Origin of the sequence: Sulfitobacter sp. (assembly GCF_039977885.1) — a bacterium.
Classification (GTDB): domain Bacteria; phylum Pseudomonadota; class Alphaproteobacteria; order Rhodobacterales; family Rhodobacteraceae; genus Sulfitobacter.
The window spans coordinates 732,169-753,649 of the sequence record NZ_JBDWCI010000020.1 but is presented as its reverse complement, the minus strand read 5'-3'; the positions used below and the strand labels follow the sequence as shown (position 1 = coordinate 753,649).

Here is a 21,481-nt window from a genome sequence, read left to right as displayed (position 1 = left end):
CAGAGCTGTGACTTCACGAGGGCACGCGCCCGTTTGCCGGTGCCAAAGGCAAGGGGGTATCCTCTGGCGCGACCTCTTCAAAATCGAAATTATCAAGCCGCGCCGCGCGTTTGCCCGCACGCTCTGCCGCTGTCCCGATCCCTTCGAGATCTTCGCGTGCCTGCCGAAAATGTGTGTCGAGCTTACCCACCCGTGCGACCACCAGCTCCACATCGCGGTGCAACAGGCGCAGGGTCTTGCGAATTTCGCCTGCCTGTTCGCGCATACGCGCATCTTTCAGGATCGCTCGCATAGTGTTGAGCGTCGCCATGCAAGTGGTCGGAGAAACGATCCAGACCCGCGCATCAAAACCCTCGCGCACCAATTCGGGAAAATTCCCGTGCAACTCGGCGTAAACGGCCTCGGATGGTAGGAACATCAACGCGCCATCGGCAGTTTCCCCATCCAGAATGTATTTTTCTGAAATATCGCGGATGTGTTTACGCACCGAGGTCCGCATGTTGGTCACGGCCGACTTCAGCTCCCAATCAGTGCCCGCACGGTGCAGCGCCTCATAGGCTTCCAACGGGAATTTGGCATCAATCACAATCGGGCCGGGCGGGTTAGGCAGATGGATCAGGCAATCGGCCCGTCGCCCGTTGCTCAGTGTGTGTTGCATCGTATAGCTGTCTTTGGGCAGCGCCTTGGAGACAATATCGTTCAGCTGGATTTCACCAAATGCGCCACGCGTTTGCTTGTTGCTCAGGATGTCTTGGAGCGACAGCACATCCCCCGACAGTTTGGTGATGTTGTTCTGCGCCTTGTCGATGGCGGCAAGCCGTTCTTGCAATTGTGTCAGGCTGGTCGTGGTCCGCTGGGCCGAGCCATGCAGGCTCTGATTTGTGCGTTCCTGCATCTGGGCCAATTGCTGCTGCATCTGTAACTGTACCGTGGCAAGGCGGGTCTCAAGGCTTTGCACCAATTGCGTTTGCGCGTGGGCCTGCGTTTCAGATACGGTTTGCAGATTGCCGCGCAAACGCTCTTGGCCACTGCTCAACCCGTGTAGCTGATGCGCCAAAGGTGCCGGAATACGGGCAGGACGGAACAGCAACGCAATCAGGGCCACCAAGATCAGCACCAACACCCCCGCACAAACCGCGAGGGCCAGCATCACTGGATTGGAGAAATCTATTTGAACGCCACCAAGCTGGATCATGTACGGCCAAACAACCGTTCAATATCAGAGAGCTTCAGCTCCACATAGGTCGGGCGGCCATGGTTGCACTGGCCGGAATGCGGCGTCGTCTCCATTTCGCGCAGCAATGCGTTCATCTCTTCGGCACGCATCCAGCGTCCCGAACGGATAGAACCATGGCAGGCAACACGGCTCAGAATGGCTTCGATGCGGGCCTGCACCAACAGGCTTTCGCCCTCGCCCTCCAGCTCATCCGCGATGTCGCGGATCATGGCTGCCGCGTTAACCTCACCCAATATCGCAGGGGTTTCGCGCACAGCGATGGCATCACCGCCAAAGGCCTCAACCCCCAGACCAAAACGCGCCAGATCATCGGCAACCGCAAGGATTGCGGCACGCGCGCTTGAGGTCAGCTCGACGATTTCAGGGATCAGCAAGGCTTGGGATGCCACGCCATTGGCCGCCATCTGGTTCTTGAGCTTTTCATAGACCAGGCGTTCGTGAGCGGCATGTTGATCAACGATGACCATGCCCGTGGCGGTTTGCGCAATGATGTAATTCTCATGCACCTGCCCCCGCGCGGTGCCAAGCGGGTACTCGGTCCGCTCTTCGGGCACTTTTGGTGGCTCTTCGCTAGGGGTTTCGACCCGCGCCCACATGCCTGCGGTCTCGGCAAAGCCTTGCGGGGCTTGGCCCGTATAGGCAGCGGTGCGCGCCCCCAAAGAGGGACGGTCCATTTGATAGACCCGCGCCTCGCCCACAGGCTCAGGTCGCATCGCGCCCAACGTGGCATCCGCCACAGTGCTAGAGGCGCGGTGGCCTGCATTGGCCAGCGCATGGCGCAAGCCCGATACGATCAAGCCACGCACTACACCTGGCTCGCGAAACCGGACTTCGGATTTTGCGGGGTGAACGTTCACATCCACCAAATTGGGATCACAATCCACAAACAGCGCCGCCGCTGGATGGCGATCACGGCTGAGAAAATCGAAATACGCGCCGCGCAGCGCGCCCGTCAGCATTTTATCTTTCACAGGGCGGCCATTCACGAACAGATACTGCGACACCGCAGAACCGCGCGAATAGGTCGGCAAGGCGGCAAAGCCGGTCAGGTGAAATCCGTCCCGCTCTGTATCAATCGGCAGGGAGTTCTCGGCAAATTCGCGGCCCAATACCTGCCGCAGCCGTCCGTGCAGCGCGTCGAACAAATCGCCCTGCTGGGCATCCGCGCGAAACACCTCGCGGCCCGCACCTTCGCCAGATACATCGCGCAGCACAAACCGCACAAAAGGTTCCGCCATGGCCAGCCGCTTGATCACATCCGAGATCGCCTGCGCCTCAGCGCGGTCCGTGCGCATAAACTTGAGCCGCGCAGGGGTCGCAAAAAATAGGTCACGCAAGGTCACAACAGTGCCTGCACTCAAACCCGCTGGCTTGACCGCCGCATGTTTGCCGCCGGTTACGGAAATCTCGGCACCTTCATGCCCCTCCGCGCGGCTGGTGATTGTCAAACGCCCAACAGCCCCAAGCGAGGGCAAAGCCTCTCCGCGAAAGCCAAACGAATGGATGTTGAGCAGGTCGGTTCCGTCAATCTTGGAGGTCGCATGGCGCGATAGGGCCAGCGGCAAATCACCGCCAGCAATGCCACAGCCATCATCCGTGACGCGGATCATCGTCTTGCCCCCATCGGCATATTCCACGGTGATACGTGTGGCACCTGCGTCAATCGCGTTCTCAACCAGTTCCTTAACAGCCGAGGCCGGACGCTCGACCACCTCCCCCGCAGCGATGCGGTTGATGGCGGTTTCGTCCAACTGGCGGATTACCGGCTGTGTGGCGCGTATATTGGGGTTCGGCTGTGTCATGCCGCAATACCTAGCATAGCAAGCGGCGATTCTAAAAGCGGCGGCGCAGGCTAATTGAGCGGATCAGCCGCCTGTGGCCGCGCGGTACCACGCGACAATCTTTGCGCGCTCTTGCGGCTGCATAAAGCTGAGGTTGGCGGGCGGCATGGCATGGGTCAGGCCAGCCTGAAGGTAGATCTGCTTGGCCGCCAGCGCGATCTGGTGCTCTGTCTCCAACCGCACCCCTTTGGGGGCCCAATGAAGCCCCTCCCAAGCAGGCTCAGAGGCATGGCACATCGAGCAACGCCCCATCACAATATCCTGCACCTCGCCAAAGCCTTCGGCCTGAGCAAAGCGCAACGCAGGGCCTTGCGCCTCTTGCGGCTCATCCGCGCGGAACATCGGCGCAGTGGACAGCCAGATGATGGCGATAAACAACAACGCCGTCGCCAGCCACGTCCAGTGCTTGTTACCTTGGCGCGCGTGCAGGCTGTTGAAATAATGCCGGATCGTGACGCCCATCAAGAAAACCAAAGACGCGATCAGCCAATTCATCTCGCTGGCAAAAGCGAGCGGGTAGTGGTTGCTCAACATCAGGAAAATCACCGGCGGCGTCAGGTAATTGTTATGCGTGCTGCGCTGTTTGGCGATCTTGCCGTATTTCGCATCCGGCGTGCGCCCCGCCTTGAGGTCCGCCACCACGATGCGCTGGTTCGGCATGATAATGAAAAACACATTCGCGCTCATGATGGTGCCGGTGAAGGCCCCCAGATGCAGCAGCGCCGCGCGCCCCGAAAACACATGGGTGTAAAAATACGCCATCCCCACAAGGATGACATATAGCAACAGCATCAACCGCGTATTGTCATCGCCAAAGCGGCTTTTGCAAATGCGGTCATAAGCCACCCAGCCAAAGGCCAAGGAACCAAGCGAGATAAGCACCGCCTGCCAGATCGCCAGATCGGCCACCGCAGGGTCCACCAGATAAAACTCTGCCCCCAGATAATAAACGAGGATGAGCATCGCAAAGCCGGACAGCCACGTCGCATAGCTCTCCCATTTAAACCAAATAAGATCGCCGGGCATTTGGTCAGGCGCCACGAGGTATTTCTGCACGTGGTAGAAACCGCCGCCATGGACCTGCCACTCTTCCCCGTCCGCCCCTGATTCCAGATTGCGATCACGGTGCAGCCCCAGATCCAGCGCAATGAAATAGAACGAACTGCCGATCCACGCGATTGCCGTGATCACATGCACCCAGCGCACCGCAAATTCGAGCCATGAGGAAAGGGCGGCAAAATCGTACATGAAGGCTCCGACGCTGAGGGGTGGGCGCGCTGGATATGTATCGGCGCACCTCTGGTTTGCAGATTAAACTTCGTCTGGCAAGACGAGGTTGAGAACAATCCCCACCAATGCGGTGGGTGCCACCGCCGAAGTGGCAAGCGTTTTGATAACACCGGGCAGATACTGCACCGCCTCCGGCACCAGATTAAGGCCCAGCCCAGCCGCCAATGAGACAGCGATGATCACCATGTTGCGGCGATTCATGTCGACCTCGGTCAACATATTCAGCCCCGCAGCGGCCACCATACCAAACATCACAATCACCCCGCCGCCCAGCACAGGCAGCGGCATGGACGCAATCACGGCACCGATTTTCGGAACCAGCCCGCATAGGATCAGGATCAACCCGCCAATGGTCACCACATGGCGGCTCATGATGCCGGTCATACCAACGATGCCGACATTCTGGCTAAAGGAAGTATTGGGCAGCCCGCCAAATACACCGGCCACAGCTGTGCCCAACCCATCTGCATAAGTTGCCCCCGCGACTTCGCGGTCTGTGGCCTGACGGCCTGCGCCCGCTTTGGTCGTGGCCGAGGCATCGCCGACCGTCTCAATGGCCGACACAACAGAAATTAACGTGACCGCAATCACAGCGCCAAGGTTGAACTCAAACCCGTAGGGCAGCGGCGCAATCGCGGTAAACCAGCCTGCATTGCTGACCGCCCCAAAATTCACCATCCCAAAGGCCAGCGCCAGCAGGTAGCCTGCGATCAAGCCAATCAGAATGGCCGAATTGCTCAGTGCGCCTTTGGTGAAAAACTTGAGCACAAGCGAGACAACCACAACCGTTAACGCCACGCTCCAATGCATGAGCGAGCCAAAGCTCTCTGCCTCCATCTGGAATGTCGCAGCACCGCCTGCGGCGTATTTAATCGCAACAGGGATCAGGTACAGACCAATCGCAAGGATCACGAGCCCCGTCACCAGCGGCGGAAACAGCCAACGTAAATGCTGGATCACCGCACCAAGGCAGAAGTGGATAACGCCCGCGATGATGCACGCGCTCAACGCCACGTTCAAACCCATCGTCGCCGCAATCCCCGCCAGCACACCGACAAAGGCAAAACTGGTGCCCTGCATGATCGGCAGTCGCGCGCCTACAGGCCCAAATCCGACCGTCTGAAACAAAGTGGCCACACCGGCAAACAACATCGCCATCTGGATCAGATACACCTGCTCGGGCCCACCAAACGCAAGCCCCGCAGCACCCGCCACGATGATCGACGGGGTCACATTGGACGCGAACATCGCCAATACATGCTGTAATCCCAACGGGATGGCTTGAGCCAGTGGCGGCGTCTCATTCGGGTCCGCATAGATTTGTGTAGCTGTCATTCAATTCGTCCCTTCGTCCACGTGCCGTGTGCCCGGCAACCTTGGGTTTATTAAGGGATAACTGTATGCACCTTGGCAAGCGTTACCTCTTCGAGGTTGGGCGTTGCGCCAATTCTGTCGACAACCGCAAACAGACCGGGCGAAAAAAGAGGCGTCAGAACACCGTGCCATGTACCACGGTGAAAATTCACCCCCTGATGCGGTGCCGTCAAAAACGCACGCGGCGCACCGGGGGCACCTCCCTCGTCGGGTGCCACAATCACCAGAAACGGATGCTGCGTCATTGGCAGGAACGCTTGGGAGCCGTCGGGATGCCGTTCCATCAGATCAAAACTGTAAGGCAGGCTGCGCGCCTCGGCGTTAAAGATGCTGATGCCCGCACGACCGCCTGCGCCAAAATCCATCTGCGCACGGTCATGAAAGCGCCCGCACAGGCCCGCATTGATGATCTTATCCGCAGGGCCCGCAGCCTCTAACACATCCCCGAAGGGGGCAAAGGCCGCAGCGGTCAATGTCTCTGATCTGATCTCGACACTCACAACGGCATATGACGGTTCACGTCCTTATACAGCAAATAGCGGAACGGCGCGTCGCCTGTGGCGATACAGGCCTGCGGACAAAAGGCGCGCAGCCACATGAAATCACCCGGCTCAACCGGTACCCAATCCTTGTTCAGCAGATAATCAGCGGTGCCTTGCAGGACGTAAAGCCCATGCTCCATCACATGGGTTTCGGCAAATGGAATGCGCCCGCCGGGCTGGAAGGTAACGATATTGACATGCATGTCATGGCGCAAATCATCGGGCTCCACAAAACGCGTAGTGGCCCAAACACCGTTACAATCAGGCATCGGGATCGGATCGACCGCCTGATCAGAGGTCACAAACGCCTCCGGCAGGTCAACACCCTCGGCCCCGACATAGCGTTTTCGGATCCAGTGAAACTGACTCACGCTGTCGCTGTCATTCCAGATGGTCCAAAGCGTATCCGGCGGGATATAGGCATAGCCCCCCGCCTCGAGCACATGGCGCGCGCCGTCGATGTGCAGCGTGATTTGCCCAGCAGCGACAAAAATCACCGATTGTGCCTCTTCATCCACTTCCGGCCTGTCCGATCCGCCGCCTGCGGCTAGCTCAACCGCGTATTGGCTGAATGTCTCGGCAAAGCCGGACATGGGGCGCGCCAGCACCCACATGCGCATGCCCTTCCAACCGGGCAGGAAGCTGGTGACAATATCGCGCTGCACCGATGCAGGGATCACCGCATAGGCGGGCGTCATCACCGCAGCACTCTCCGGATCGCCGCTTTGGTCGGGCAGGCCGCCTGTAGGGAAGGCATAGCTCATAGGATTTGTTCCAATCTGATGCGTGCGATCCGTTCAACCTGATTGCAGGCTGTGGCGAATTCGCTGTCGGTGTCATTGGCAATCCGCGCCTCAAACGCGCGCAGAATACCGTCCTTGCTGTGATCTTTCACCGCAATGATGAAAGGAAAGCCGTGTTTGGCCACATAGGCGGTGTTCAACTCGGTGAACCGCGCGCGCTCCGCATCGGTGAGCGCATCAAGCCCCGCGCTTGCCTGCTCTGCCGTGCTTTCGGCGGTCAGCCGCTCCGCTGCCGCCAGCTTCCCCGCCAGATCGGGGTGCGCCGTGAGCACGCCGTGACGCTCGGTTGCGCTGGCCGAGCGGAACATCCGGCACAGCGCATTGTGCATCCCTGCCGCACTGTCATGGGCCGGCCCCAGCTCCAACTCAAAGGCCCGTTCGGCAACCCACGGCGAATGCTCGAAAACGCCGCCAAACCGGTCGACGAATTCTTCCCGTCCCATCCGGCTGGGCCGAAGACCCTGCGCACCGCTAGGATGAGCCGCCTTCCAATGCTCCGCAATATCAATCCGGCGCGGCGTCCAAACACCCTCAAAACCCTTAATATATTCCACAAACCGCTTGAGCGCCTGAATTCGCCCTGGTCGCCCGATCAGACGGCAATGAAGCCCCACGCTCATCATCTTGGCACTGCCCGCCTGCCCTTCGGCATAAAGCGCATCAAATGTGTCGCGCAGATAGGTGTAAAACTGGTCGCCCGAATTGAACCCCTGCGGCGTGGCAAAGCGCATGTCGTTGCAATCCAGCGTGTAGGGAATGATCAACTGCTGCGTGCCTGCGATGTCCGACCAATAAGGCAGATCATCGTCATAGGTATCTGAGATATAATCAAACGCGCCGGTTTGCGCCGCCATGCGCACCGTATTGACGCTGGTACGACCACAGTACCACCCCCGCGGTGCTTCGCCCGTAACCTCGGTGTGCAAGCGGATCGCCTCGGCCATATCGCGGGCCTCGTCTGCCTCGCTGTGGTCGCGGTAGTCGATCCATTTCAAGCCGTGGCTTGCAATCTCCCACCCCGCCACTTGCATCGCCTCGACCTGCTCGGGCGCGCGGGCAAGTGCGCTGGCCACACCGTAGACCGTGACCGGCACATCCGCATCGGTGAACAGACGGTGCAGCCGCCAGAACCCCGCCCGCGCACCGTAGTCATAAATGCTTTCCATGTTCCAATGTCGCTGCCCGGGCCATGGGGCTGCGCCCACGATTTCGGATAAAAACGCCTCTGATGCCGCGTCACCATGCAGGATATTATTTTCGCCACCTTCTTCGTAGTTCACCACAAACTGCACAGCAATGCGCGCAGCATTCGGCCAACAGGCATCCGGTGGCGTCGCTCCATAGCCGGAAAAATCTCTGGGATAGCGGTTCATGCAATGTCCTTTACGGGCGATCATTTGATCCACCTTACACATTGGCCATACCACCGCAATTTACAAACCCTCGCTACCTGCATGCTGCACAATTTATCACCCCCGAAAATACAGTCGGGCCGGACATTTCTGTCCAGCCCGCCGCTCGCCCGAATGTCACTGAGACGTTGCTTTTTATTATTATATCAGCTGGGTATGATTAACCGCTGGCCTATCTGGATCTTATCGGGCGATTGTAGCGTGCTCCGGTTTTCCTCAAGAATACGAGTGTATTCTGTCGGCATTCCGAAGAATTGAAGGGCGATATAAGCAAGGCTGTCGCCGGGTTGAACCGTGTAGATGCGCTGCCCGTCCACAAACTGGGTACGCGCCACAGATGCCGCAAAAACCTTGCGCGACATATCAAGAGCGGCCTTCGAGCTTTCGCTTGTTTCATCGGCCAACAAGGACCGCTGGACCACATCAAAAATCATGGTTTTGCTGTCCAGCTTACCCTCGGGTGTCCGCAAGGCTCCCGACAGCTCAAGCAGGCCGTTCTGGGCGGCCTCAACTAACAGCTCTTCCTCATAGCCCGCGTCCATTTCAATGTTATGCGTCACAAGCTCGACGCGGCGCGCACCATCATTCTCGACGACAACCACACTGTATACACCACCCAACACGCCCTCGCGCAGTTGGCGCAACTTGTTCGCACTCAGCAGTGTTTCGCCCTCAACCTGTCGGGGGGCCTCGGCCTGCGGCCTTGCCTGCCGGGCTTGTGGTCGCAGTCCGGCCAATACCGCCTGCCCAGCGGTGTCGCCCTCAACGATCTCGTCGGTCGCGACGATCGTATCGGTGGCCGCGCTCACGTCGGTCAGGTCGGCAACCACACTGCGGGTTGGCGTATCCTGAACGGGCAATGCGGCCGCAGCAGAAAATGACTGTGGCGCTTCATCATCCACCAAGGAAGAGACCGTCATCAAACCCAACACAAATACCAATGCAACGCTGCCCGCCAAACCAAGCGGCTTTGCATGACGGCGGAAAAAACCCGCTTGCTGCGGCCCCATCAGGCCTGTCGCTGCAAAAAGCGGCGGCTTGGGTGTCGGCGGACGAAATGCCTTGGGTGCATCATCGGCCGCTTGCGCGTCAATCTTCGGCTGTGGCGCAACTTTCGCTGCGGGCTTCGTATCGGTGGATGAAAAAACCGGCGGCAAAGGCAGGTTCTTTGTCACCTTATCAACATCGCCATCAACATCAGCGCGTGCACCCGGCTCTACCGCAGCATCACGGTCAGCTTTGGCTGTTTTCGGGATCACCCGTTGTTGCACATCAAATGAGATTTTCGGAGAAGACCGGTTCAATGAATTATTCCTGAATTGTAAGGCCAAATACGCAAAACACCGACATCGGACTCGTTCAATGTTTGGGCACCGGCAACCGCCCCATGAGGCGCAATGCACAGCAGGTTACAGACGGGCATAATTCCCTCAAAGCGCGCCGCAAATACCGCCGCCTCAGATCCGGTTTGGATGTTCAATTTTGCCCCACCAAAAACCAATTCGGCCTGTGTTTCGGACATTGCGTCCCGGGCCTGTGCACTCGTTATGTTGAACACCATCGCTGTCGCGAAAATCGCTACAAATGACTTCATGTTGTCCCCCAGCCCCCGAACACCACATTTAGTTTTTGCTGCCACAAAAACGGCCGTTCGGAGAATTTGGACCAAGATATAGGCCGATAGGTTAACGCAGGTCAAAGTAAAAACGAATCGATTCGCAGATTTTATCCATGTGAGTCGTTTCGGAGGCAAATTCAGGCGCGCGATGATTCGCTTGTCCTTTTGCATTCAGACATGACTGATATACCTAGGAGAGAAACCGTCTCTCGTGACAAATCAGATAGGAGCATCCAGATGCCTGAAGGATACCTGACCACACATGTTCTGGACACCGCTTTGGGCCGCCCTGCTGCGGGCCTTTGGATCAGCCTCTTCCGCATTGATGGTGCCTCACGTCAGTCACTTGGCCGGATGCAGACCAATGCGGATGGGCGCACAGACACGCCAATCCTCCCGTGCGACGGGTTCGCCCTTGGCACTTACGAGCTGGTCTTTGAGGCGGGTGCATATCTTGATGCCAGCGGTGTTGCGGCTGAAAACCCCCGCTTTCTGGATGAGATACCGATCCGTTTCGGCATCTCGGACCCAAGCGCGCATTACCACGTGCCGCTTTTGCTTTCGCCCTTCGGCTATTCCACCTACCGCGGCAGCTAACCTTCCGACGCGGCGGCACATCTTGCACCTGCCCCCCAGTGCATGCGAGTTTGACGCAAAGTCTTCCCGAAAGGTCCGCCCATGTCTGTCGATACACGCGCCCAATCCCTCGCTACTGCAACGCAGCTGCCCCAAGTGACCGAGCCGCGCAATGCAGGCATGCCGCTCGATCTGAACTGGGTTCTTGGTGCCCAAGCCAATACCTCGGCGATTGAACGCCGCGCCGCATCCCTGCCCGCGCGCCGGTCGGTGAAAAAAGAGCATCAGGCCGCTTGGCTGCTCAAGGCAGTGACCTGCATTGATCTGACCACCCTGTCCGGTGACGACACGGCGCGCCGTGTCGGGCGGCTCTGCGCCAAGGCACGCCAACCCGTTGCCGCCTCCACATTGGACGCGCTGGGATGGGACGCCCCGCTCACCACCGGCGCCGTCTGCGTCTATCACGAGATGATCGCCCCCGCGGTCCAAGCCCTTCAAGGGACAGGCATTCCCGTTGCTGCTGTCTCCACCGGTTTTCCCGCAGGCCTGTCACCCCTGCCCCTGCGCATCGCCGAGATCGAGCAAAGCGTCGCTGCCGGTGCCGCCGAGATCGACATCGTCATCTCGCGCCGTCACGTACTCGAGGGCAACTGGCAGGCGCTTTATGACGAGATGCGCGCCTTCCGCGCCGCGTGCGGTGAGGCCCACGTCAAAGCGATCCTCGCCACGGGGGAGCTGGGCAGCCTGCGCAATGTCGCGCGCGCCAGTCTGGTGTGCATGATGGCAGGGGCCGATTTCATCAAAACCTCCACCGGCAAGGAAACCGTGAACGCAACCCTGCCCGTTACACTGGTGATGATCCGCGCGATCCGCGACTATTACGCCCGCACAGGCTACCGCGTGGGCTATAAACCCGCCGGCGGCATCTCCAAAGCCAAAGACGCGATCACCTATCTGGCGCTGATCAAGGAAGAGCTGGGCGACCGTTGGTTGCAGCCCGATCTGTTCCGTTTTGGCGCGTCCTCACTGCTGGGCGACATCGAGCGGCAGCTAGAGCATCACGTGACCGGAAGCTACTCCGCTGGCCACCGCCACCCCATTTCCTGAGCCAAAAGGCGACACACATGACCGTATCCGAAATTTTCGAGTCCATGGACTATGGCACAGCCCCCGAATCCGCCGCGCAAGCGCTGGCATGGATTGTCGATCAGGGCGGGCGCTTTGGCCACTTCATCAATGGCAAAATGACCGAACCCGCCGATGTCTTCCAAAGCCGCAACCCCGCCACGGGGGAAGTACTGGCCGATCTAAGCCAAGCCACCCAAGCCGATGTGGACAGCGCCGTGAAGGCCGCCCGCAGCGCCCAAGGCCCATGGGAAGCCGCAGGCGGCGCCGCCCGCGCGCGCGTCCTTTATGCTTTGGCGCGCTTGTTGCAAAAACACAGCCGCCTGTTTGCCGTGCTGGAGTGCCTCGACAACGGCAAACCCATCCGCGAAGCCCGTGATATCGACGTGCCGCTCGCACAACGCCACTTCTATTACCACGCGGGCATGGCGCAGCTCATGCACTCCGAGCTCCCAGATGCCGCCGCTCTTGGTGTGTGTGGCCAGATCATTCCGTGGAACTTCCCGCTGCTGATGCTCGCGTGGAAAGTCGCGCCTGCGCTGGCGATGGGCAACACAGTTGTTCTCAAGCCTGCCGAATATACGTCCCTCACCGCACTGCTGTTTGCACAGATCTGCACCGAGGCCGGCGTGCCAAAGGGCGTGGTCAATATCGTGACCGGTGATGGTGCCGTGGGCGAAATGATTGTGGCTGCTGACGTCGACAAAATCGCCTTTACCGGCTCCACCGCCGTGGGCCAACGCATCCGCGAACAGACCGCTGGCAGCGGCAAGGCGCTCTCGCTCGAGCTGGGGGGCAAATCGCCCTATATCGTCTTTGACGACGCCGATATCGATTCCGCTATTGAGGGGCTGATTGATGCGATCTGGTTCAATCAGGGCCAGGTCTGTTGTGCCGGTTCGCGCCTGTTGGTGCATGAACCCATCGCCGATATGTTCTATGCCAAGCTGCGCGCGCGCATGGATAAGCTGCGCGTGGGCGCGCCTATGGACAAAAGCATCGACATCGGTGCCATCGTCGACCCCGTTCAGCGCGACACCATTGCGCGCATGGTCGACGCCAATAGCGCGGGGCAAACCCATGTCGCCGCCTGTGACATGCCTACGGGCGGCTCGTTTTACCCTCCCACGCTCATCACCGATCTCAATCCTGCCGATACGCTGATGCAGGAAGAAATCTTTGGTCCCGTTCTGGTCTCCACCACCTTCCGCACGCCCGAAGAGGCGGTGAGCATCGCCAATAACACCCGCTATGGCCTTGCCGCCACGATCTGGAGCGAGAACATCAACCTCGCGCTCGACATCGCGCCAAAGCTGGCGGCGGGCGTGGTCTGGATCAACGGCACCAACATGCTGGATGCAGCAGCAGGATTTGGCGGCGTCCGGATGAGCGGCTTTGGCCGCGAAGGCGGATGGGAAGGCCTAAGCGCCTATACCAAGCCCAAGGCAAAACCCAAGGCGCTGAAAGCGGTCAAAGCCATGACCGGCAACGGCGCTCCCGCAGAAGGGATCGACCGCACGGCCAAGCTTTATATCGGCGGTAAACAGGCCCGCCCCGATAGCGGCTATTCCGCACCCGTCTGGGGCAAAAGCGGTGCCTTGCTGGGCCATGTGCCGCAATCCTCACGCAAGGATGTGCGCAATGCCGTTGAGGCGGCCCATGCCGCCAAAGGGTGGAGCAAAACCACCGGCCACCTGCGCGCACAAATTCTTTATTATATCGCAGAGAACCTCTCTGCCCGCGGTGCCGAATTCGCCAGCACACTGGACGCCATGCAGGGCGGCAAATCCGGCAAACAAGAGGTCGAAGCGGCGGTAAATACCCTGTTCACCTATGCCGCATGGGCCGACAAATACGATGGCCAAACCCATGGCGTGCCCATTCGCGGCGTCGCCTTGGCGATGAAAGAACCCGTGGGTGTCATCGGTGCGCTTTGTGCGGCCACGGCACCGCTGGCGGGTCTGGTTGGCGTCATGGCCCCCGCCATTGCGATGGGCAACCGCACCGTGCTGTGCGCGTCAGAGCCTTTCCCGCTGGCGGCAACCGACTTTATGCAGGTTCTGGAAACCTCGGATGTGCCTGCTGGCGTAGTCAATATCCTGACAGGGCCCCATGTCGATGTGGCCGCTGCACTCGCAGGCCATCTGGATGTAGATGCAGTGTGGAGTTTTGGCGATCCGGCATTGGATCAACAGATCGAACATGCCTCGGCGGGCAATCTCAAACGCACATGGGTGCAAAACGGTGCCGCGGTGGATTGGCACGCACCAGACAGCAAAACCTTCCTGCGCCATGCGACGGAAGTCAAAAATATCTGGGTTCCCTACGGGGAATAGCACCTAAAAATACAATGATCACCGCCCCTTAAAGGAGCGGTGATCCAAGAACAAGTCACTCGTTAACAACACCGGTCGGCTTGCCCACCACAACAAAATGCAAGTGGTCAGGATCAAGCAACTCACCCGCGACGCGCTTGACGTCATCGAGTGTTACCTTCTCGACCCGCTCATTGCGGGTCTTTACATAATCAATATCCAGCCCGATCGTCTGCATCCCTACAAGGATGCCTGCGATGGTGCTGTTGCCATCAAAACGCAGCGGATAGGCGCCGGTCAGATAGGTTTTGGCTCCGTCCAGCTCTTCTTGGGTGATGCCCTGCTCGGCGGTCATGCGCCATTGGTCGCGGATGACCTCGATTGCCTTGCCGATCCGGTCATTGCCGGAACTGACAGAGCCCATGTAAGCCGAAGACAGATCGCGCGATTGCAACGAAGAATAAACCCCGTAGGTCAGCCCACGCTTTTCGCGAACCTCCTGCATCAGACGGCTTTCAAAACCGCCGCCGCCCAATACCTGATTGAGCAGCACAGCGGCAAAATAGTCCTCATCATCAAACGAGATACCCCGCTGCCCGAACAGCGCCACGGATTGTGGCGTGTCAAACTCGACCACGGTTGTGCCGCCTGCGATCTTCGGCTCTACCTCAGGCGGAAGCGCGGGGCCGCTCTGTGGCAGATCACCCAGAACCGCATCGAGTAGCTTGCCCAATTGCTCTGGAGTGATGTCACCCACCGCACCAACCAGCACGCGGTCTTTCACCAGCACATTCTTATGCGCCTCAAGCAGGTCATCGCGAGTCAGGGCAGCGACGCTTTCGGGCGTGCCTTCTTCTGCGGTGCCGTAGGGGTGATCACCATAGGCCATTGCAGCGAATGTCTTGGACGCGATGTCGTTAGGATCATTTTCGCTATAGGACAGACCCGACAGAACCTGCGCACGCACCCGCTCTATGTCGGCCGCATCAAATCGCGGTTTCTGGATTGCATCACGCATCAAGGCGACAGATTCATCAAAGTTCTCGGTCAGGAAGCGCGCCGATATGGATACTTCTTCCGGGCTGGAGCTAAAGCCAAAATCCGTTGCCAAGGCTTCGGTTGCGCGGGCAAACCCGCGGGCGTCCAGATCCCCTGATCCTTCCTCTAGCAGACCCGTCATCAGATGAACCGCGCCGCGCTTGCCGGCCACATCCAATGAGGTGCCGCCAAGGAAAGCGATATCAATTGCCACGAATGGCAGTGAGTGTTCCTCGACCAGCCATGCCTCGATCCCGCCGGGGGAGGTTACGGACTGGATGTCGACTTCGGCACGCGCAGGCAAAGCTGCTGTGGCTCCCAAAAACAGGGCAGTTGCAAAACGGATCATTGGGAAACTCCTTCGGGGCGCATCAACCAGCCGGTGACAGAGGCCTCACGGCGCAGCAGGGTTGCGGCTTGCATGATGTCATCGGCAGTCACAGCATCAAGAATGTCAGGCCACGCCTCCACATCCTGGATCGTCAGTCCTGAAGTCAGCGCACGACCATAGCGGTTGGCGATCCCGTCTACGTTATCCTGCGCATAAATTTCAGAGGCCCGTAGCTGGAGCTTGATCCGCTCAAGCTGATCCGTATCCACACCGGCCTCCATGAATTCCGCCAATGCCCCGTCCAGCGCTGCTTCGCCGTCCTCAAGGCTCACCCCCGGGGTGGGGACGACAATCATGCGAAAGGTCGTGTCATCCAGTGACACGCCGGAATAGCCAGCGGTGGTGTAGGTGGCAGTCTGCGTATCGAATTGGAGCTTCTCGGCCAGAAAAGAGGTTGTCCCACCGCCGAGGATTTCCGCCAGTATCGTCAGCGCCGCTGCCGTTTCCTGTGCGCCGCTGTCACGTTCAGGGACCAGATAGCTGCGGTAGACATAGGGTTGTGCCACACGCGCATCGCGGAAAATCACGCGCCGTTCTGCGTTCTGGCGCGGCTCTTCGGTGCGCAGACGCTCGGGCAGGTCAGGGTTCAACGGGATCGGGCCATAGTGTTCTTCGGCCAATGCGCGAACTTCTTCGGGAGTTACATCGCCGGACACCACCAAAACCGTATTATTGGGCGAATAATATAGCTCGTAAAAGCCAAGCGCATCGTCAAGGTCGAGCTCTTGCATCTCGTGCATCCAGCCGATGACCGGCGTGCCATAGCGGTGGTTGAGATATTGCGCCGCGCTGATCTGCTCTCCGAACAGGGCCTGAGGGTTGTTTTCAGTGCGTTGGTTACGCTCTTCGATGATTACGTCACGCTCTGTCGCGATGTTTTCGGGCGTCAGCTGGATATTCTTCATCCGGTCTGCTTCCATCGTCATCATCAGACCAAGCCGGTCTGCTGCGATGCGCTGGAAATAGGCGGTGTAATCGTAGCTGGTAAAAGCATTGTCGCGCCCGCCGTTCGCCGCCACAACCGCGGAAAACTCGCCCGCTTCCAATGTATCGGTGGCCTTGAACAACAAATGCTCTAGAAAATGCGCCACGCCGGACGATCCCTTTGGCTCATCCGCCGAGCCAGCGCGATACCACAGCATATGTTGCACAACCGGTGCGCGATGATCTTCAACGACAACCACCTGCATCCCGTTATCAAGCTTGAAATCGGTGACCTTACCGCTTGTTTCGGCTTGGGCAGCGGCGGGCAACAGTAAAGCAAACAAAGCCGCGTTTCGGGCGTATCGCAACATAGGGCGGGTCCTTTTTGGGTCAGACACTCAAGAGACATCGCAGTTGAGCGGATAACACATAGGTACGTCCGCCACGCGCAGGTTCAAGCCGCACGGCGCAATATCACAGATTTGTAATGCGGGTTTACTGGCCTGCTGGCGGCGCGGACGGCGTGCGCGCACCGACATTACGCCAGCGTTCACGTTCAGCTTGCGGGTCCAATGCCTCACGGCTGTACACTTCGCGGTAGCGGTCCACCGGAACAATACGGATGCGGGTCAGGCGCGATCTACGGCGGCGGAACTCGGCATCTGCTTGCGCCAGCGTTTCACGGATACCCGGGCTCACCCCCAGACGGCTTGCGTATTGAACCAATGCACCGTCCGCTGCAGGGATCGGTGCGTTCGGATCACTCAAACGGCCACCAAAGGCTGCGGCCCCTTCACTCAGGGCAGAGCGGTCTGCACGGTTAACGCCCCCGGGCGTTGGCGTGGGGAGTTCCGTATAGTTTTCGGGTTCCTGAAGGCTCGCTACCGGTGCGATTCCGAATTCATCGGGGCCCTCTGAATCGCTACGCAAATCACGAAGGCCTACATCAGCACACCCCGCGGTAAAGGCGGACAGTACAAACATCAAAGCAAGTTTACGCATTCAGGCCTCCACAGCGCCGTTTTCTCTCAATATCGCAGGCAAGGCCGCATTGTCACCCAGCTTTTTTGCCTGTGGTCTTTCGCGGCCTTTTCCCGCCCTTCGCAGCGGGCTTGGCTTTTGGGTCATCTGTAAACAGTACAAGGCCCAGCGCACCTGCAAAAATGAACACATCTGCAAGGTTGAACACGAAGGGGTTATTGATCCCGCAGCAAGACATGTTCAGAAAATCAAGGACATAGCCATAGATCAAGCGATCCACCACATTCGCCAGCGCACCGCCCACCAACATGCCCGCGCTGATTGCGGCCAGCCGCGTTTGCACATTCTTGCGCGCCCACCAAAGGACAAAGCCGCAGATAACAATCGCAAGCGCAATCAATATCCAGCGGCTTGCCTCGGATCCGTCCCCGAATAGGCCGAAATTGATGCCCCGATTTTCACCATACCGGAAATTCACCAGCGGTGGCAGGACATCAATGCTGCGGATGCGGGCAAGCTCCATCATGTGGATCACCACATATTTGCTGATCTGGTCAATGACAAAGGCCCCGAAACCGGCCCAGAAAATCAAACGCATGCCCACAACCGCCTCTGTTAGTGCCTAAAGTGGCGCATGCCGGTAAAGACCATTGCGAGGCCGGCCTCGTCAGCCGCTGCAATCACTTCATCGTCGCGTATAGAGCCACCCGGCTGGATCAGGGCCGTGGCCCCTGCCTCTGCTGCGGTGACCAGACCATCGGCAAAGGGGAAGAAGGCATCAGATGCCACAACCGACCCTTGGGTGAGTGGCGCCGGCAGGCCCATCGCCTCGGCCATATCAATCGCTTTGCGCGCCGCAATGCGCGTGCTGTCAACGCGGCTCATTTGGCCTGCGCCAACGCCGACTGTTGCGCCATCTTTGACATAAATAATGGCGTTGGATTTGACGTGTTTGGCGACAGTCCACGCAAACAGCATATCGCTCAGTTCCTGCTCGGTCGGCTGACGCTTGGTCACGACTTTCAGATCATCCATGCTGATACGGCCAATGTCGCGGTCCTGCACCAGCCAGCCACCGGCCACCTGACGCGGGGCCAGACGGGCCATGCGTGTGTCGGCCAGACCGCCTGTTGTCAGCAAACGCAGGTTCTTTTTCTTCTGGAACAGCTCGATCGCATCGGCGTCAGCATTTGGCGCGATGACGACTTCGGTAAAGATCTCGGAGATTGCTTCGGCGGTGGGCAGGTCCAGCGTTTGGTTCAACGCGATGATCCCGCCAAAGGCAGAGGTGCGGTCGCAATCAAATGCGCGGGTATAGGCCTCGGCCATGGTGGCACCTGTCGCCACGCCGCAAGGGTTGGCGTGTTTGATGATCGCCACTGCGGGGCCGTTTACAGGGTCGAACTCCGACACCAGCTCGAACGCGGCATCTGTGTCGTTGATGTTGTTATAGCTCAGCTCTTTGCCTTGGTGCTGCTTGGCTGTGGCTACGCCTGCGCGGCTGCTGCCATCGGAATAGAACGCCGCAGATTGGTGCGGGTTCTCACCATAGCGCAGGGTTTGCGTCAGCGTTCCGCCAAAGGTGCGGCGGCGCGGTGTGCCGCCAACGGCTTCGGCCATCCACGTGCTCACTGCGGTGTCATAAGCCGCCGTGCGCGCATAAGCGATCTGGGCCAGCTTCTGGCGCATCGCATAGGTGGTCTGGCAGTTATTCGCCTCAAGCTCGGCAATATAGGGGGCGTAATCTTCTACATCGACAATCACGCTGACAAAGCCGTGGTTTTTCGCGGCAGAGCGGATCATCGCAGGACCGCCGATGTCGATATTCTCGATCACCTCGGCGTATTCCGCGCCTTTGGCCACGGTTTCTTCAAACGGATAAAGGTTCACCACCACCAGATCGATCCCGCCGATCCCGTGTTCATCCATCGAGGCGACATGCCCCGCATCGTCGCGCAGCGCCAGCAGGCCGCCATGTACAACCGGATGCAGCGTTTTGACGCGGCCATCCATCATCTCGGGAAAGCCTGTGACCTCGGCCACGTCTTTTACCTCGAGCCCCGCATCGCGCAGCGCCTTGGCGGTCCCGCCTGTCGACAGCAGCTCAACACCGGCAGCGGCCAGCGATTTGCCGAAATCCAGCAGTCCGGTTTTGTCGGACACAGAAAGAAGGGCGCGTTTAACGGGGTACAGATCAGCCATGGCAGGGCTCCTTTGGTCAGGTATCGTCGTCAAGGTACGGGTCATCCCGTTCCAGATCACGCACGCCAATCGCAGTTTCCTGCGCTTTGGACAAGGACCAGCGCACCCGAGTGGCAGGATTTATCGCACGGCCGGTCAGGACAATCTGGCTGGATGCCCGTGGTTTCAAGCGTGTTGCTTCAAGATAGGCACCCGCCTCAAGCGTCAATTCGGCACTGCAATCATGGCGGAAAACCCATATTTCGCCAGACTTTAGCGCCATAGAAACAGCCGCCCCGCCCAGATCGAGCGTGGCGTCGACCTCAGGATGAAGATGGAAGCGGATCTCGAACCGGATGCCACTTAGTTTTGTGCGGTCCAGAGCGCGGTCAAAACGCCGTTTCTCCACATCCTCCAGCGCCAGCAGCATATCTTCGCCCGCAACAGCGCGCCCATCTAGCGTCAATTCGATCGAACGCGCATGGGTCAGGCCATGGGTCAGCACATAGGCGTCATGCCCCCCCTGAAACTTGATCCCGTCGCTGACCGGTATGATTTCGACCGGTACATGCGTCGGCCCGTCGATCAGTGTCTCGACCCCTGTGCGCTTGTCCGCCAAATCCAGCCGCGCGCTGGAATAGCCGCCAAGGCTTAGCGCGGAATGCGAAGGTGTCGCACGGCCCGCCCGCCGCCAATCCAGACCAAAAGATGCGCCCGAGCCGCAATTCACGATCAGCGGCCTGCGCCCCGAAGTAAGTTCGAACGCCAATGTGGACGCGTGCGCATTGGCCGACGCCGCCCCATCCGGCGGCGGGCTTGCGTCAATGATCACGCTGGTGCGGCCAGCAGACAGGCGGGCATAGCCCATCGACAAACCGCTTGGCTGCATGCTGCGCACCCCGGAGGCTGCAAGTGCGTGATCCAGCCAGCCCTCGGCCCCGCGCCCGCCACCATGAAACCGCGCCAACCCGCCGTCAGAATGCCGCAGCGTGCGCAGCGTTGGCGCAATCCGCTCAATGGCAGCCAGATGGGGTTGCGGCGTGCCGCGCCCCGCATCCGCAAGCGCCGCAGCGGCCCATGTCAGCAAGGTGAACACATCCAAAAGCTCTTCGGGGTTGCGCGTGGGCAGGCCGCCTTGCTCGTCAATCTGGGCGTCACACTCACGGGCAAGCGCCTTAACGGCCGGATCCGCCAGCTGCTCAAGCCCCTCCAGTGACAAACCCGCATAGATCAGCCCTGTCAGCGCCTCGAACCGCGCAAGCCCCGGCGCGGCAGCGTGCCAGCGCTTGGACAAAAAGGCAGTTTGCTGCATCAGTGACCTATAAAAGACTTCGCTTTCCGGCGCGTTATCCCCGCCACCGTGCAACACAAATATCGCATGGTTGATCCAGCGAATCAGCCGCCGCCCCGTGAGGTCAGGGCTCCACCCCGGGCCAATGCCGCGCCCGTAAATCTCGATCCAGTCCCACAGCCAGCGTTGTGCCGCACGCCGTGAGGTGGGATCGCCCACAGCAGCCAGATCATCAAGCCATGCAAACCCGTGCAGCGCCTCGGCAAAAGCACGGTCAGGGGCTTCGATCTCCCATGGGGTCTGATCAGGGGCGGTAATCAGGTTGCCGGCAAACAGGAAATTACCCGCTGACAACTGTCTGCCACGTGCGAAGGATCCGATTGTCCGCGGCTCGGGCGAAGAAACAAAGCCACGCGCCTGCCCTTGCCCTCGTGTCGCAAGACGCGCGTATAGCTGGTTTAACAAACGCGTGCGGTGCGCGCTTAACTGGGGAAATTTAATCATGTGCTCTGCCTATACGCTCTTGAGGCGCCTGCCGCACC

At 59.4% G+C, this 21,481-nt stretch carries 18 protein-coding genes; 3 read left to right on the top strand and 15 right to left on the bottom strand.

Features of this window, described 5'->3' with window-relative positions:
* Window positions 1–13: 13 nt before the first annotated feature.
* The 9 genes from rmuC to ABJM03_RS17300 all read right to left on the bottom strand — a co-directional run bounded on the left by rmuC (window position 14) and on the right by ABJM03_RS17300 (window position 10,288).
* Window positions 14–1,195 carry a DNA recombination protein RmuC gene (gene rmuC / locus ABJM03_RS17340; RefSeq protein WP_348419102.1) on the bottom strand — a complete coding sequence of 394 codons (1,182 nt, stop codon included), beginning with the start codon at window positions 1,193–1,195 and terminating at the stop codon, window positions 14–16.
* The gene (gene mutL, locus ABJM03_RS17335; RefSeq protein WP_348419101.1) at window positions 1,192–3,039 is read right to left on the bottom strand and encodes a DNA mismatch repair endonuclease MutL; all 1,848 of its coding nucleotides are present in this window, start codon (window positions 3,037–3,039) and stop codon (window positions 1,192–1,194) included. Before mutL ends, rmuC begins: the two co-directional genes overlap by 4 nt.
* A 63-nt stretch (window positions 3,040–3,102) precedes the next feature.
* Window positions 3,103–4,326: a urate hydroxylase PuuD gene (locus ABJM03_RS17330; RefSeq protein WP_348419100.1), complete on the bottom strand. Its 1,224-nt coding sequence runs from the start codon at window positions 4,324–4,326 to the stop codon at window positions 3,103–3,105.
* A 63-nt stretch (window positions 4,327–4,389) separates the two neighbouring features.
* A complete protein-coding gene (locus tag ABJM03_RS17325) occupies window positions 4,390–5,703 on the bottom strand; it encodes a nucleobase:cation symporter-2 family protein (RefSeq protein WP_348419099.1) in 1,314 nt (437 codons plus the stop codon).
* A gap of 50 nt (window positions 5,704–5,753) precedes the next feature.
* Window positions 5,754–6,242, bottom strand: a complete 489-nt coding sequence (locus tag ABJM03_RS17320) for an ureidoglycolate lyase (protein ID WP_348419098.1) — start codon at window positions 6,240–6,242, stop codon at window positions 5,754–5,756.
* The gene (locus ABJM03_RS17315) at window positions 6,239–7,048 is read right to left on the bottom strand and encodes a bifunctional allantoicase/(S)-ureidoglycine aminohydrolase (RefSeq protein WP_348419097.1); all 810 of its coding nucleotides are present in this window, start codon (window positions 7,046–7,048) and stop codon (window positions 6,239–6,241) included. Before ABJM03_RS17315 ends, ABJM03_RS17320 begins: the two co-directional genes overlap by 4 nt.
* Window positions 7,045–8,460: an allantoinase PuuE gene (gene puuE / locus ABJM03_RS17310; RefSeq protein WP_348419096.1), complete on the bottom strand. Its 1,416-nt coding sequence runs from the start codon at window positions 8,458–8,460 to the stop codon at window positions 7,045–7,047. Before puuE ends, ABJM03_RS17315 begins: the two co-directional genes overlap by 4 nt.
* A 185-nt stretch (window positions 8,461–8,645) precedes the next feature.
* On the bottom strand, window positions 8,646–9,803 hold the full coding sequence (locus tag ABJM03_RS17305; RefSeq protein WP_348419095.1) for a LysM peptidoglycan-binding domain-containing protein: 1,158 nt from the start codon (window positions 9,801–9,803) through the stop codon (window positions 8,646–8,648).
* Window positions 9,800–10,288 carry a hypothetical protein gene (locus tag ABJM03_RS17300; RefSeq protein ID WP_348419094.1) on the bottom strand — a complete coding sequence of 163 codons (489 nt, stop codon included), beginning with the start codon at window positions 10,286–10,288 and terminating at the stop codon, window positions 9,800–9,802. The genes ABJM03_RS17305 and ABJM03_RS17300 overlap by 4 nt, the downstream gene beginning before the upstream one ends.
* A gap of 66 nt (window positions 10,289–10,354) precedes the next feature.
* Here ABJM03_RS17300 and uraH point away from each other — a divergent pair, with 66 nt between their 5' ends.
* From uraH to ABJM03_RS17285, 3 genes are all read left to right on the top strand, one after another.
* The gene (gene uraH, locus ABJM03_RS17295; protein WP_348419093.1) at window positions 10,355–10,714 is read left to right on the top strand and encodes a hydroxyisourate hydrolase; all 360 of its coding nucleotides are present in this window, start codon (window positions 10,355–10,357) and stop codon (window positions 10,712–10,714) included.
* An 81-nt stretch (window positions 10,715–10,795) separates the two neighbouring features.
* Window positions 10,796–11,800, top strand: a complete 1,005-nt coding sequence (gene deoC, locus ABJM03_RS17290; RefSeq protein ID WP_348419092.1) for a deoxyribose-phosphate aldolase — start codon at window positions 10,796–10,798, stop codon at window positions 11,798–11,800.
* Between the two features lie 17 nt (window positions 11,801–11,817).
* The gene (locus ABJM03_RS17285; RefSeq protein WP_348419091.1) at window positions 11,818–14,154 is read left to right on the top strand and encodes an aldehyde dehydrogenase family protein; all 2,337 of its coding nucleotides are present in this window, start codon (window positions 11,818–11,820) and stop codon (window positions 14,152–14,154) included.
* Window positions 14,155–14,209: 55 nt separating this feature from the next.
* On the opposite strand, the gene ABJM03_RS17280 is transcribed toward ABJM03_RS17285, so the two are convergent.
* The 6 genes from ABJM03_RS17280 to ABJM03_RS17255 all read right to left on the bottom strand — a co-directional run bounded on the left by ABJM03_RS17280 (window position 14,210) and on the right by ABJM03_RS17255 (window position 21,443).
* Entirely contained in the window at window positions 14,210–15,520 is a 1,311-nt protein-coding gene (locus ABJM03_RS17280) for a pitrilysin family protein (RefSeq protein ID WP_348419090.1), read from the bottom strand.
* Window positions 15,517–16,857 (bottom strand): pitrilysin family protein, encoded by a 1,341-nt coding sequence (locus ABJM03_RS17275; RefSeq protein WP_348419089.1) that lies wholly within the window; start codon window positions 16,855–16,857, stop codon window positions 15,517–15,519. The genes ABJM03_RS17280 and ABJM03_RS17275 overlap by 4 nt, the downstream gene beginning before the upstream one ends.
* Window positions 16,858–16,981: 124 nt before the next feature.
* Entirely contained in the window at window positions 16,982–17,488 is a 507-nt protein-coding gene (locus ABJM03_RS17270) for a DUF3035 domain-containing protein (RefSeq protein ID WP_348419088.1), read from the bottom strand.
* A gap of 52 nt (window positions 17,489–17,540) precedes the next feature.
* Window positions 17,541–18,065 (bottom strand): signal peptidase II, encoded by a 525-nt coding sequence (gene lspA / locus ABJM03_RS17265; protein ID WP_348419087.1) that lies wholly within the window; start codon window positions 18,063–18,065, stop codon window positions 17,541–17,543.
* 17 nt (window positions 18,066–18,082) lie between these two features.
* Window positions 18,083–19,669, bottom strand: coding sequence for a bifunctional phosphoribosylaminoimidazolecarboxamide formyltransferase/IMP cyclohydrolase (gene purH, locus ABJM03_RS17260; RefSeq protein WP_348419086.1), 1,587 nt, complete (start codon window positions 19,667–19,669; stop codon window positions 18,083–18,085).
* A 16-nt stretch (window positions 19,670–19,685) separates the two neighbouring features.
* Complete coding sequence (locus ABJM03_RS17255) at window positions 19,686–21,443, bottom strand: heparinase II/III family protein (RefSeq protein WP_348419085.1); 1,758 nt, start codon at window positions 21,441–21,443, stop codon at window positions 19,686–19,688.
* Between the last annotated feature and the right edge of the window lie 38 nt (window positions 21,444–21,481).

What these genes read in the sequence shown, in the direction of transcription:
- rmuC (WP_348419102.1), bottom strand. Translation starts at nt 1,195, where the DNA reads ATGATCCAGCTTGGTGGCGTTCAAATAGATTTCTCCAATCCAGTGATG.
- mutL (WP_348419101.1), bottom strand. Translation starts at nt 3,039, where the DNA reads ATGACACAGCCGAACCCCAATATACGCGCCACACAGCCGGTAATCCGC.
- ABJM03_RS17330 (WP_348419100.1), bottom strand. Translation starts at nt 4,326, where the DNA reads ATGTACGATTTTGCCGCCCTTTCCTCATGGCTCGAATTTGCGGTGCGC.
- ABJM03_RS17325 (WP_348419099.1), bottom strand. Translation starts at nt 5,703, where the DNA reads ATGACAGCTACACAAATCTATGCGGACCCGAATGAGACGCCGCCACTG.
- ABJM03_RS17315 (WP_348419097.1), bottom strand. Translation starts at nt 7,048, where the DNA reads ATGAGCTATGCCTTCCCTACAGGCGGCCTGCCCGACCAAAGCGGCGAT.
- puuE (WP_348419096.1), bottom strand. Translation starts at nt 8,460, where the DNA reads ATGAACCGCTATCCCAGAGATTTTTCCGGCTATGGAGCGACGCCACCG.
- ABJM03_RS17300 (WP_348419094.1), bottom strand. Translation starts at nt 10,288, where the DNA reads ATGCAAAAGGACAAGCGAATCATCGCGCGCCTGAATTTGCCTCCGAAA.
- uraH (WP_348419093.1), top strand. Translation starts at nt 10,355, where the DNA reads ATGCCTGAAGGATACCTGACCACACATGTTCTGGACACCGCTTTGGGC.
- deoC (WP_348419092.1), top strand. Translation starts at nt 10,796, where the DNA reads ATGTCTGTCGATACACGCGCCCAATCCCTCGCTACTGCAACGCAGCTG.
- ABJM03_RS17285 (WP_348419091.1), top strand. Translation starts at nt 11,818, where the DNA reads ATGACCGTATCCGAAATTTTCGAGTCCATGGACTATGGCACAGCCCCC.
- ABJM03_RS17280 (WP_348419090.1), bottom strand. Translation starts at nt 15,520, where the DNA reads ATGATCCGTTTTGCAACTGCCCTGTTTTTGGGAGCCACAGCAGCTTTG.
- ABJM03_RS17275 (WP_348419089.1), bottom strand. Translation starts at nt 16,857, where the DNA reads ATGTTGCGATACGCCCGAAACGCGGCTTTGTTTGCTTTACTGTTGCCC.
- ABJM03_RS17270 (WP_348419088.1), bottom strand. Translation starts at nt 17,488, where the DNA reads ATGCGTAAACTTGCTTTGATGTTTGTACTGTCCGCCTTTACCGCGGGG.
- lspA (WP_348419087.1), bottom strand. Translation starts at nt 18,065, where the DNA reads ATGCGTTTGATTTTCTGGGCCGGTTTCGGGGCCTTTGTCATTGACCAG.
- purH (WP_348419086.1), bottom strand. Translation starts at nt 19,669, where the DNA reads ATGGCTGATCTGTACCCCGTTAAACGCGCCCTTCTTTCTGTGTCCGAC.
- ABJM03_RS17255 (WP_348419085.1), bottom strand. Translation starts at nt 21,443, where the DNA reads ATGATTAAATTTCCCCAGTTAAGCGCGCACCGCACGCGTTTGTTAAAC.